General features: G+C 33.3%; 12 protein-coding genes. 1 reads left to right on the top strand and 11 read right to left on the bottom strand.

Going from position 1 to position 12419, the window contains the following annotated elements:
* Positions 1 to 37: 37 nt before the first annotated feature.
* The 6 genes from ASJ80_RS12045 to ASJ80_RS12020 all read right to left on the bottom strand — a co-directional run bounded on the left by ASJ80_RS12045 (position 38) and on the right by ASJ80_RS12020 (position 6595).
* A complete protein-coding gene (locus tag ASJ80_RS12045; RefSeq protein WP_245837571.1) occupies positions 38 to 613 on the bottom strand; it encodes a hypothetical protein in 576 nt (191 codons plus the stop codon).
* A 394-nt stretch (positions 614 to 1007) separates the two neighbouring features.
* Positions 1008 to 1415 carry a hypothetical protein gene (locus ASJ80_RS12040; protein ID WP_069583911.1) on the bottom strand — a complete coding sequence of 136 codons (408 nt, stop codon included), beginning with the start codon at positions 1413 to 1415 and terminating at the stop codon, positions 1008 to 1010.
* Positions 1416 to 1486: 71 nt separating this feature from the next.
* Positions 1487 to 1795, bottom strand: a complete 309-nt coding sequence (locus ASJ80_RS12035; RefSeq protein ID WP_069583912.1) for a hypothetical protein — start codon at positions 1793 to 1795, stop codon at positions 1487 to 1489.
* A gap of 1178 nt (positions 1796 to 2973) precedes the next feature.
* Positions 2974 to 3447, bottom strand: a complete 474-nt coding sequence (locus ASJ80_RS12030; protein ID WP_141705182.1) for a hypothetical protein — start codon at positions 3445 to 3447, stop codon at positions 2974 to 2976.
* 443 nt (positions 3448 to 3890) lie between these two features.
* The gene (locus tag ASJ80_RS12025; RefSeq protein WP_069583914.1) at positions 3891 to 5399 is read right to left on the bottom strand and encodes an MBL fold metallo-hydrolase; all 1509 of its coding nucleotides are present in this window, start codon (positions 5397 to 5399) and stop codon (positions 3891 to 3893) included.
* A gap of 68 nt (positions 5400 to 5467) precedes the next feature.
* Positions 5468 to 6595 (bottom strand): GHMP family kinase ATP-binding protein, encoded by a 1128-nt coding sequence (locus tag ASJ80_RS12020; RefSeq protein WP_069583915.1) that lies wholly within the window; start codon positions 6593 to 6595, stop codon positions 5468 to 5470.
* Between the two features lie 438 nt (positions 6596 to 7033).
* Between ASJ80_RS12020 and ASJ80_RS12015 the strand changes: the two genes are divergently transcribed.
* Positions 7034 to 7987 (top strand): flavodoxin domain-containing protein, encoded by a 954-nt coding sequence (locus tag ASJ80_RS12015; RefSeq protein ID WP_069583916.1) that lies wholly within the window; start codon positions 7034 to 7036, stop codon positions 7985 to 7987.
* Here ASJ80_RS12015 and ASJ80_RS12010 read toward each other — a convergent pair.
* The 5 genes from ASJ80_RS12010 to ASJ80_RS11990 form a co-directional block, all read right to left on the bottom strand.
* On the bottom strand, positions 7974 to 8756 hold the full coding sequence (locus ASJ80_RS12010) for an alpha/beta fold hydrolase (protein WP_069583917.1): 783 nt from the start codon (positions 8754 to 8756) through the stop codon (positions 7974 to 7976). The genes ASJ80_RS12015 and ASJ80_RS12010 overlap by 14 nt on opposite strands.
* 468 nt (positions 8757 to 9224) lie before the next feature.
* Entirely contained in the window at positions 9225 to 10070 is an 846-nt protein-coding gene (locus tag ASJ80_RS12005) for a metallophosphoesterase family protein (RefSeq protein WP_069583918.1), read from the bottom strand.
* Positions 10071 to 10150: 80 nt separating this feature from the next.
* A complete protein-coding gene (locus ASJ80_RS12000) occupies positions 10151 to 10294 on the bottom strand; it encodes a hypothetical protein (protein ID WP_083240962.1) in 144 nt (47 codons plus the stop codon).
* 59 nt (positions 10295 to 10353) lie between these two features.
* On the bottom strand, positions 10354 to 10944 hold the full coding sequence (locus tag ASJ80_RS11995; RefSeq protein ID WP_069583919.1) for a hypothetical protein: 591 nt from the start codon (positions 10942 to 10944) through the stop codon (positions 10354 to 10356).
* Between the two features lie 54 nt (positions 10945 to 10998).
* Positions 10999 to 11946, bottom strand: a complete 948-nt coding sequence (locus ASJ80_RS11990) for an ADP-ribosylglycohydrolase family protein (protein ID WP_069583920.1) — start codon at positions 11944 to 11946, stop codon at positions 10999 to 11001.
* Between the last annotated feature and the right edge of the window lie 473 nt (positions 11947 to 12419).

The following is a 12419-nucleotide window of genomic DNA, read 5'->3' as shown; positions in this document are numbered from 1 at the left end:
AATGAATATTACCCATTAATGATTTCAATATATAACATTAATTTTTCTTTTTATCAAGAGGATTGCCATTTTTAAGCAGGCCCAATGTAATTTCTTCAAATTCATCTAATAAACCTGGAGCTTCCTCTTTAAAACGATTAGAATGTGGGAGAGAAGATAATTCAGCCCCACTTGAGGCATAAGTGCTGTTAAACTCCCTATCCATAGTATCCAAATCCACCAATTTAGAATAAATAGATTTAAGAGATTCTAAACAATTATTAAAAGTGGAAACAGCCACAATTTCCTTATCTTTAAAGGTTATTGTAAGCAGGGAAGCATGTTTTCTCCACATGAAGTCATCTAGACATGGCATTGGCATTTTAATCAATCTTTTGGCAATGTCAATCTTTGACTCATCCATATTTTCTTCACTTTCATCAGATTTATTTAATTTATACCAGAATTCCTTAAGTGATTCCAGATTCCTTTCATTTTCAAGTAGTATTAACGTACGGGTAGAATTAATTTTTCTTTTTCTAGCTTTTTTAGCCTTACGCCAGTCGCTTAACTCTCTGGAACCTAAACCCATAAAAACACCCACAATTGTTGTTATTATGGGAGTATAACTCATAATTTCCAACGTAAAAATCAACTCCAAATTTTTTAGTAAAAATTAATAAGCTTAATCTTTTATTTTTCAAAATAAATATCATCAAGCCCATTGTTATAGTTAAATATCACAAATGCTCTGCTTCAGCACAGCATTCAATTAAAAAACGATTTATAAATGAATTTAAATGAATAAAGCAGCAATTTTAATGTCACCTTAACTTATTAATCCAATATTTGCTGTTTGTTTTTCTCTTTTAATTTCAAAATTAATTCACTCCAACCATATAACATGCTATTACAACATAGATCAATAGTACTATTTAAAGGTTACTACACAAAAATATGAAAAGTAATACTCAAAATCACCCACTCATTTAATAAAAATCAAAAATTTTATTCATCAAAGATATTACCTAAAAAAGAGTTAAAATAAAGGGTAAACCTAAAAAAAGCGCCAGTGAAAAAATAATAATTAATATAACCCTTTTAAAACGCTTCTTTTTTTCCTCAGGATCCTCCATTTCACTTAATTCCCTATGGAGCAAAATAAAAGCAAAAAGAACAACCGTAACAAGCGAAAATGCCCAGCTGACGTCCAGTATATCACCAAGATATGCATAATTTGGTTCTGCTGCCTGTTTAATATCACTAAGCACAAATACGACTGTAAACCCAACAGATACCATATTAGCCAGTAAAAAATATAACAAGTTTCTGCTGTATTTATCATTGAATTTAACAAGCATTCTGGCAAATAAGGCATAAAATGTCAATGTTAATCCTGCCAAAGTTAACACGATATCTGGATTTAAATTGTACATAATTTCCACCTGTGGCCTTGATTAAAGCTATAATTGACCATAAATACAAAGTAACAGGAAATATAAATTATTCAGACTTTTCCGTGTCTTTCTGCCTTAGCTTTAGTTTTATACATATTTAACTGTATTTTAACCTGTTCAAGCTCAATTTCCCTTTTCTTTAACTCACTTTTAATCAGGAAATTTTTTATCCACAGGTATACTGCCAGTACGAGGAGTATAAAGATAATGATCAATAAGACAGATATGGTGATTCCTGCTGCAAATGCCTGCCAGAAGAGCGAAAAACTATACACAATATAAAATATGGCAGCTAAAATTCCAATTACTAAAACAATGATTCCTGCAATCTTCAAAGTTTTCAAACGTTCATTATACATAAAATCACAGCATTTATGTTATAACTAACTGATAACCAACATAGTTAGTTCTAATTTCTAATACACTGCTTTTACATCAGACATTAAAACTTTCTAAAATCTTTTTAAAAGGTCATTTTACTGGTTTTAATTAGGGTAATTCACATTATATTTTATTAATTCTGCACCCTGCTCAAATATTAACTATATTATACTATTGTAGTTTAAGACCTAAAATTATTACGGAAGTACACTAAGTATATCTCCAGCAATAGATCTTAGTGCCTAAAACATATTCTATACTGCCCAAATTCAAGGATATACACACTATGTGATTTGCCTTTTACATATATAATTTATTTTAATCGGCTTAAATTTAAAAATTTGAATAAAAATAGGGTATATACTTGTAACACCTCAATAAAATCCTAGAAACTACATGCATAGAATATAAACATATCCATGCATGTAATCCCCTGCACATATCAAAAATTAATTTAATGGAGAAATATAAACCTGATTTTGGTACACAGTATCATACTAGGGAGAAAAACTAAACATTACCTCTTCATTCGCTCCCTATTGCTTTTTATAATGTAATAATATGTCATACCCATTAATGATAATTTTTATCTAATAAGAATAAATTAAATTCTATTTTATCAATTTAAAGGGGATTTTATGGGAAATATCAGGCAGGTATGTATCTGTTTACATGACCTATAATTACATCTATGAACATAATGATATGTGCATATCAAAATAAATTTATGTAGAAAGTACAAATTTAATTTTGGCATTACGACACTGAGCGGGAATTGATATCAATTTTACCTCCATTCCCCTCACAATACTACTTTTTAATCCGCCATTTACTCATTATTCCACGATTTATTTAAGATAAATTGGAGTATAGGGAGTTCCATTCCATAAACTTTTAATCGTGCTGAATTACCAATATTTCTCATGTCTAAGACATGCACATGAAATGCTTCATGTTAACTTGTAAAGGAATTATGTTAAATTTGTAGTTTAGATATTCCCTGAGAATATTACATTAGAGACATGAGCGTTAAACATAATTGGAACCTATCTTTAACCGAATAGATACAGAATATCCAGTTTTACCATCTCTGATTTTCGATCTCAAGATAAGTAAATGGAAATTCTTCCCTAACTCCCAACACTTTTTCGAGGACTTAACCAGTTATATTAAAACCACCACTTCGAATTATACCTATTAACTGTGCCATTTTACTTAGCATTGTATTGACATCGGTTAAAAGCTTGTCTAATGGTTGTCCAGTTGCATTTGTCTGTGTTAAATTAGTGGTGTCATTTAAAACTGGTGCCAGTAACTGTCCAATTATATCCCGTATGGTTGAACGATTTAAAGTCTGGTTTGTGGACTGATTAGTCACTGTTAAATTTGTACAGTTAAAAGTCTGATTTGATATCGGTCCTGTTATGTTCAGTGTACAATTGGTCTCATTCCTTGGAGTTGCATTAGTGCATTTTGGCGTTGCATTTATTTGAGGCATTATATAGCTGGTTGAGACCTGGGTTTTACTCTGATTTTGTTGCTCATTTGCTGTTACAGCTATACTGAAAACTGCAAATACAATAAGGAGCATTGAAATTGTCAGTATCAGTCGTTTTCTAATATTTTTCACCCCCCATTACATCAGTGAGCGTTAGAAAATATTTAACAATTCAAATAAGCATTTTAAACCATTCGGCAGAATTTAACATCTTAAAAAAACAGATTAAGATGTATATATCCATTTAAACTACACGATGATTTTAAATGCACTTATTATGTAACTGAATAACATTATTTTCTAACAATGTTATTATGTTATTACTTACTATATTAATATTATTATTAATACAAAAAAAGGATTTACTATCCAAATTTACAAACATATGCCTATAAAAACTAATGAAAATAAAAAGTTAAAATATACTCCACTTCTATATAAATTAAAAAACCTGTTTAGATGTTTTTAATAAATCAGTTAAGCTAAAAACATGTGAATACTAACAAAAATAAATATCATTTTATCCTAAATCATATGGTGCCCAAAAAAACTAATTCAAAAATGTGGCTCAATATTTACATCTTTTTTGGCAGGTAATGATAGATCTGCCCATAAATTTCTAGCTTATCTCCAGAAAGTAGTGAAACAGCTCCATGACCACTGCAAATTAAACATTTCTTATCTTTAATTGATAATTCTTCATTTAGTTTAGAAATTATCCTTAAAAGTGCTTTTCGTTCCGTTTTAGCCAGCTTTCTATCTACATTTACAGAAGTCATTAAATTTTTTGCAAGGAGGTTGTACCTCCTTCTATCTTCACTTAAACTATCAAAGTTAATTAAAGAATCCCCTGTAAAAATAATCCCTTCATCTGGACATGCTAAAAAAACCTGCCCATAAAGATGCCCACCTAAGCTTTCCAGCACTTCAAATTCCATATCCCCAACTTTAAAAATGTGAACAACCTTGAAAGAACCCCTCATTTTAATTATGTTTTCAGAAAAAATATTCACATCTGCCGGAGAGTTAAATCTTGAAAACAGGTTAATTAATTTGGTATATACCTCTTCAAGGACACATTCTTCCACATTGGATCCGTAAGCCCTGTTAGCTTTCCCAATGATATCTGACGTGCCCCTATGCATGAATGATTTAACCCCATAAAAGCCCCCTGCACCGCAGTGGTCTGCATCTGCATGGGTCATGTAGATACCTTTAAGATTTTTGAGGTCAATCCCACAGTGCTGGAATAATTTTAAAATGTCAGGGTAATAAATCCCATAACCCGAATCTACCATTACCATCTCTTCTGGAGCATTGATAACAAATATATTCCCTCCACATGGCGGCTGGAAGCAGTAAAGTTGAGTATCCTGGTTTAAATCTACCTTTTGAATATCAGCGTAGAAGCCGTCACCAGAAGTATCCTTTAATGTGTTTCCAGTAAGTAAGATACTTTCAAATACATGTTTAGGGTCTTCACCAAGGCGCGTGAGCTCCTGAACAATATGGTTAACGTCACCCAGCAGTTTAATTAAAAAATCATCCTCAGTATTTCCAATTATCTCCCTTAACTTCTGGGCAAAAAATATGTAAAACACAGTATCATCCAGTTTTTCACCTTCAGTATCATATTCAACGATTTCTAAGAGGTAACGCGATTTTAAATTATCCAAAAGGGCATCCACACTTGAAATTTTATCTAGAGTCAACGCAACCGTTAATTTATCGTGCCTGTTGCTTTTATCATCAAAGTCCAGAAATCCAATATTTGCACCTGCAGATGTTATACAATTTAAAAATTCAAATAAAGCTCCAGGAGAATGTGGAAGTGAGATATTAAACTTCAAATAATTTGCAGGTTTAAGTGTAGTTTGCAGATAGCCAATTTCGTCAAGTTTATTCATTATTTTTCCATATGATGACTCATCAGCCGTAATTTCAAAAAATACGGTGTTGGGATCAATTTTTCTATTGTAGTGAATCCGGTGGATGTTGCCGTTATAGTCCTTTGCTATCTCTGCGGCTTTATGTAAAGCACCTGGCTCGTTAGGCATTCTTGCTATAAAAGAAAATTTTTTCATTTCCATCACTATTGACCTATTTCTATCTTTCCATTATCTTATTACACTCCATATACCTTAAAATTATTCTACAATCTATTATTAATTTCATATCCTTTAGACCTGATTTTAAATGGGATTTCACGATATATACCTTGAAGATCTCCGCGCAGGCTTTCTAAAGACTCGGGATCTGGAGAAAATAAAAGTACTCCCCCTCCACCCCCCGCACCTAAAGGAAAAGCAGTACAGTTATGTGATTCAGCACGCTCCAGCAAATCCATAGAACCTCCCATATAATCCATGCAAAGCTTTGTTCGTATTTTACGGTATTTTACCATAGAATCTAAAACATGGCTCCATTTTTGCAGTCTCAGGCCTTCACGAAACCTGTAGGCCACTTCCATTTTTTTAAAGTGATGTTTATACCCCTCTTCAGCCCGCAGGGCATTTCTCCACGCAATATTAACTTCAGTACTCAGGCGGGAGTATCCCGAATGAAAAATAGCCATCCTTTCTTCTAACTTATGATAATCCTGAGGAGTTATCAATTCAAACCGCATTGAAGAGCCGTATCCGGTATCAGGACATCCCGGTATGCCCCATGGAAACCAGACATAATCAGTAACTCCCCCAAAAAGAACATTGGACTGCTCCTGAGTTCCAGTAATGCTTACTCCAAAATCCTGTTCAATACGGGAAGCCATAGCAATCAGCTGGATTTTACTAAAAGGCCGTCCTGCCAGCTCATTTGCAAGTATGCAAACACCTGTAGCTGCAGCAGATGATCCCCCAAGCCCTGAAGAATGCAGGCCTTCTTTTAAATTTTTCAAAACAAACATAACGCCTGAAAGATCGAATATTTCCAGTATTTTAAGCAGCCAGTTCTCTTTTACAGGGATAACCTCCCCCAGTGATGCGGAAACCTCTGTTTTATATTCAACAGACTTAATGCCTATACGGCCAGGATCAAAAGGATGGGCTTCAACCCTTGTTCCAGTATCTATAGTTATACCAACCGTTCTTGGAAGGTTGCATGTCCATTTCACTGCAGGGTCATCTTGTTCAGGTATATGCGGCAGTTTCCAGAATGCCTGTTGAAATTCGCTTAAATCCAAACTGGATCCCGGACCATCAATTCTATGATAAGCAATAACTTCTGGAAAAGCCTTCTTTTTCTCTGCTTCTTTTAGGAAATCATGGAGCTGAACAGTCATTAAAATCATCTCCTGCTTTTTAAAGCAGTTCCTTAGACAAATATCCTACTAATCTATAATTTTGCAGTTAAATATAATTAAATACATTGATTATAACAAATATCCAAACAGACCATTAACTCCCACATTACATTTTTTAAAAAATTAAACCCCATTTAATTAATTATATAAATCACAAGCCATGTTACGTTATTTACTAAAAAAACAAATCATTTCAAGAAATTTTAATGGCAGATAAAATCATTTTTACCCTGTTTTTAGATTACAGCTGAAATATCTCCCAATATGAATTTTGCAAAAGAGTTTATTAAATTACAGCACATAAATAATAAGCAGAATACATTTAAATGAATATTTTCACTAAATGTGCCAAAACCCAAAAAAATACAGTATTAGTTACAATCAGTAGCTTAAGATCAATTAAGGTAACTGGTATAAATGCAAAAAACTCTTTTAATTTATGAAAGCAAATACGGGACTACAGAAAAAATAGCCAGATACCTGTCACTGGTACTGGGACCTGCTAAATACTGCAGGACAGATGAATTTAAAGATCTTTATAAAGATTTTGACTTTGTAGTTATAGGATCTCCAGTGTACAGTGGGAAACTGGAACCCCAAATATGCCAGTTTGTTGAAAATAACCTTGATTGGCTTAAAGAAAAACCAGTAGCCCTGTTTTGCACATGCCTGAGCCCTTCAGACGGGAATGAAAATCTAAATGACCTTGCAAAAACAATAGGTAAAATTGTTGATAAGAACGTCTTAGGGGGCGTATTAAAACAAAGCACATTGAATGAAGAAGACAAAAAAGCACTCCAATTGTTCAGCAAAAAAATAGGGTTCGAACTAGAAGATATTGACAATTTTAACCTGAGTAACGTTCTAAAATATGCCCTTGAACTTAAATTAATTAAAGATGACCTGATACCTAAAGCGCCGTCACCTAAAGTCAAAAAGACAATAGAAAATTTCTTAACAACCCATAATACCTGTACACTTTCCACTTCATACAAAAACAGGGTAAGGTCAACACCAATAGAATACCTCTACAGCAACGGATTTATGTACTTTCTAAGTGAAGGGGGAGAAAAATTTTCTAATATCCCCCTTAACAAAAATATCTCCATAGCAGTTTATGACAACTATACCCGTATGAACAGCCTTGCAGGCATGCAGATAACCGGTTCTGCATATATCGTTCCAGAGGATACATATGAATATTACGATGTAATTAAAATGAAAGGTTTAAACGAGAACTTTATAAAAAATCTGCAGGTTAACATGAACATAATTAAAATAGAAATTAATAAGATCGAATTTTTATATTCCAAATTTAAAAAAATGGACTTTGAACCAAAACAGATTTATTTTTTCCCTAAACATCTTTAAGGAATTTTAAAATTAATTCCAGCAGAAACTGTAAATTTTCAGGGATAAGGACATTATGTCCCGTATTTTCAAGTATTACACGTTTTGATCCACCTATAATTCTATGAGCCTGCCCTGCAAGTTCATCTGGAATTAAAACATCTTCTTTTCCAGAAATTATTAAAGCTGGTTTTGAGATCACCGATATTTTGTCTTTAACATCAAATTCCATACACGCATCAACGGTATTGATCAGCGATTCTACAGACTCTGTTTTAACTTTTTCTTCCTTAATCTGCTCAAGTTCTGCCTTATTCTCATTAATTAATTTGGGAATTAAAACTAAAGGCAATATTTCGTCAAAAAATGCCGCAAAACCCCCTCCAACCAGAGACTCCCTGAGCTTCAGGAAAGTTTCATTTAATTTCGAATCAACAAAACTGAAACTGGACATCAAAACTATTGATGAAACCATTTCGGGGTAATTAACTGCCAAATCCTGGACTACAGCCCCTCCCACAGAAAATCCGATGAAGTGGGCCTTTTTTATGTTTAACTCATTGAGAAGAGAATATACGTCCCTACTGAACTGTTCAATGAAATAAGGGCCCTTTGGTTTGCCCGAACTACCATGTCCTCTAAGATCTAAAGCTACTGTCCTGTAATTTCTTGAAAATTGAGGGATTAAAGGGGCCCAAAACCTCAAATCATCAGATAAGCCATGGATTAAAATTAAAGGGAATCCCTCACCTTTTTCAATGTAGTTAAGTTTAACACTGCTTTCTGGCATCAAATATCCTCCAGCTCCAATTAGTTTTATATGCTTATGCAAATCATTTCTATTTACATATTCCTTTTTAAAGTCTGTATAACTAAAATTAGATGATAAAAATTTTATATAATACAAGATACACAAATATTTCCAACAGATATAAAACTATTTAATGTTAAATACATTCAAATAAGGTTAATACTAAACTATAACAAACTAAATTTAGGACTTGTCGCTAATGAGTCTTGTTTTAAAGTTGAATTAATCACAAAAGTTCATTTAACACTTTTTTACGCATAATTCTGGATGTATGAAAATATTTATGAATATAATCCAGTACATATGCTTCAAAATCCAAAAATAGTTTATTGCAGATATATATACTTTATTTTGGGTTGTACAACACAACAGAGAGGGAAATAACAGCCCCATTACCCCTGTCCCTCTCTGATTATTACGGGACTTCCACCCAATTTAGGTAAAAATTTAATTATACCTCACCACTTCATAATTAACTCCATTGTCTGTTACATTAACCAAAATATAGTGGTAAAAATAGTTTTCAGTATTATTAACACCAGCATGAGGCTTGCTTAGAGGAGATCCTGCGCCTCCAGTTGTTATAAATGATGTTTTGCCCCATACTCCCTGGAAATAGCCGTGGATATGTGATGTGAAAAGCATGGTGACGTTGTACTCGTCAAAAAGGTTATTAAGGGTTTTTGCAGTAGTTGAGTTGCCTAAACTGAGACCTTCACCTTTAAAATTATACCTAGGGTCATATAGCGGAATGTGCATAAATATAAATCGGTATTTATAATTTTGGCTCTTTTTAAGCTCGTTTTTCAGCCAGTTCATCTGAGTGTCGTTAACATTTGAGTTTGCATCATCCAGGACTATGAAGTAGCTGTTTTTTTCTGAAAATGAGTAGTAAGGGTTTCCAAACACGTTAATATAATTAGACTCGCTGCCGCTTCCTGAAAGATCATGGTTACCAATATTAGTGAGTAACGGCGCTTTTAACTGTTTTGCATCTATTAAAAAGTATCCAAAGTGCATTGGAGTTCCCGAAGTGGTTAAATCCCCATTATCTACCGAAAAAAGCACATTTTTGCTGTTTAAACTTTTTATTAAATGATTGAACCTTCCATCAGAGTTAGCACTATCCCCATACACTGCAAATGAAAAACTACTTTCATTTTTACTGATTTTTTGAAGTTCATGATAATTCCAGTTAGAATCATGATTATCAAAGGTTACCATATAATAATAAGAAAATGTGCCGTAAAGTAGTATTAAACCTAAAATTAAGCCCCAGTATTTCTTAGACATAAATCAACCTTTATTTTGAATATAGTATAAAAATGTTATGTCATAAAAAGTATCTGGTTGCTGATTTGTAATATAAAATGTTAACCAGATTTACCGACTTTCTGGTTTACATCGTAAGAAGACGAAGATTCAGGGTTTAAAGGGACCCTGTAACCGCATGCCCGGCAAACCATGTAATCATCCTGCGGTAACATTACCATATCACACTCTGGGCAGAACTTCATAGAGATACATTCCTAATTTTTTGTATATAAAGATTTACAAAATCAACCCGGTCAGTACACTATTTTGAAAATATAAGTACATTAACAACCTTTTCATTCTTTTTAAATTCATTAAGAGGTTCAATAATCTGTTTAAATCCTTCATCACCAAATATTTTATTTATAAAAATTATCAAATATTTATTCCCTGCTTCAGCGGCTTCTTTAAGCTTGAATATATCAAACTCAATCTCACGAATGACACTAATATTTCCACTTGTTATATACTTAAATTCAAAAGCAAAATCTATGTAAATATCTTTAATATCAAGATCCGTATTTGATAGCCTATTCCAGGGACTTAACTCGTTTTTATGTTTATTGTAAATCTCTTCTTTAAAGACAGCTAAAGCATATTTATCCCTGATACCTTTTTTAATTTCAGGTTCAAAACAATTCTTACCTGAGATATATTTCTCACCAGAAGCCTCTTCCTTAATAAATCTCTTTCTAGTTGGATATTCTGGATGAATTAAATTTTTAAACTCTGGATACATCTTACAGAAAAATCTATGGCGAAAATCATATTCATTAAAAAATTCATCTGAATTTTCCCGGAATTCATCAGCCAGGTCATTAACAGCCATTTCAACAATCCCCTCTGAACCCATATTTGACCCCCAAACCATTTTAAAAATAAAATACAAGCTGTTATTACTTATAATTTAAATCTTATTATAATTAGCGTTTATATTCCCAATCAATCTATCTGCAAATGACCGGATCAAATCACAGCATGCCAACTTATTTTTCCAGCTTTCAGGAATCCCACTTTCTCCATAATAAGCACCTGCAATCTGGCCGTAAACTGCACCTGTTGTATCAGCATCATCCCCTAAATTAACAGCCATTAAAGCGCCGTCTTCAAAGTTATCACTGTTGTAGAAAGCCCATAATGCAGCTTCTAATGATTTTACCACATAGCCGCTCCCCACGATTTCTGGAGGATTTTTATGCTTGAACGAACCGCGTGCAATTTCATCAATTTCTGAGGATAATTCATGTGCATCCCAGGAGCCAGGAACTGGGCAGTACATGCAAGAGAGTATTAACTTCTTTTTGTGGCCCATCATTGCACCGGCAATTAGCCCCGCCATATATCTGCATGCATCTACAGTTAAGATATGTCCATGTGTTGTCCTTGAACTTTTCCCTGCATTACTAACTGCATCTTCTGGACTTGAAAAATAGAAAATTGGAACTGGGGCTAAACGCATTATAGAGCCGTTTCCAGCAGAGCGCTCGTAGGTTTGGCCGCAGTAAGGTCCATGCGTCTCTTCAAATTTATGTAAAGCTTCACGCGTGGTGTTTCCAATATCAAAACATTTGCCGTTGACGCTTAAATGCCCTTCACGGTACCACAGAGTATATCTTTCAAGTTGATCCATAGGGTCGAATCCCTGTTGTTCAATCAAGCTTTCAGCCAGGCATAATGCCATGCTTGTGTCATCTGTCCATTCTCCAGGCTTTAAGTTGAACGATCCGCCCCCGATCATGTCTTCAACTGGTTCAAATGTTCCTGGAGATTTAAATTCCAGCGGGACGCCGAGTGCGTCGCCTGCTGCGAGGCCTATGATGGATCCTCTGGCGCGGTCGATGATTTTTTTATTCATATAAATCTACTTTAATTTTAATGCCCATAAATCACTTTTGAATCATTATTTAAACAAAATACAGTTAACCATGAAATTTTAATTTCAAAGATTCGACAAAATAGAGTTATATTCCTCTAAAAACAAATTATAAATCTCGCATACCCAAAAATAAGTTTTAAACGGCAATATCTGACTCTTCTGTAGCTTCTCCACGAGCCACAAAACCAAATAATATTATCTTATCTATTTCAGATAATAGACTTTGATAATCTTGTTATATTAATATATAAAATTTGTTAAATCATATCTAAAAATAGAATATTCTTATTGTTTCATATTTGGCGCGAGTGAACTTTTACATTCACTCTCGTGAAATTAATAACTTAATAAAAATAATATTAAATTTATGTAAAATTAATTCAAAATAAATCAATTGTAAATATGAGAGTGGCCGGCAACGTTTCAAGCTTCCCATAAAAGACATTATAGTA

The organism is Methanobacterium bryantii, from assembly GCF_002287175.1.
Taxonomy (GTDB): domain Archaea; phylum Methanobacteriota; class Methanobacteria; order Methanobacteriales; family Methanobacteriaceae; genus Methanobacterium_D; species Methanobacterium_D bryantii.
The sequence above is the reverse complement of the archived record's forward strand: the minus strand, read 5'-3'. Positions and strand labels throughout refer to the sequence as shown.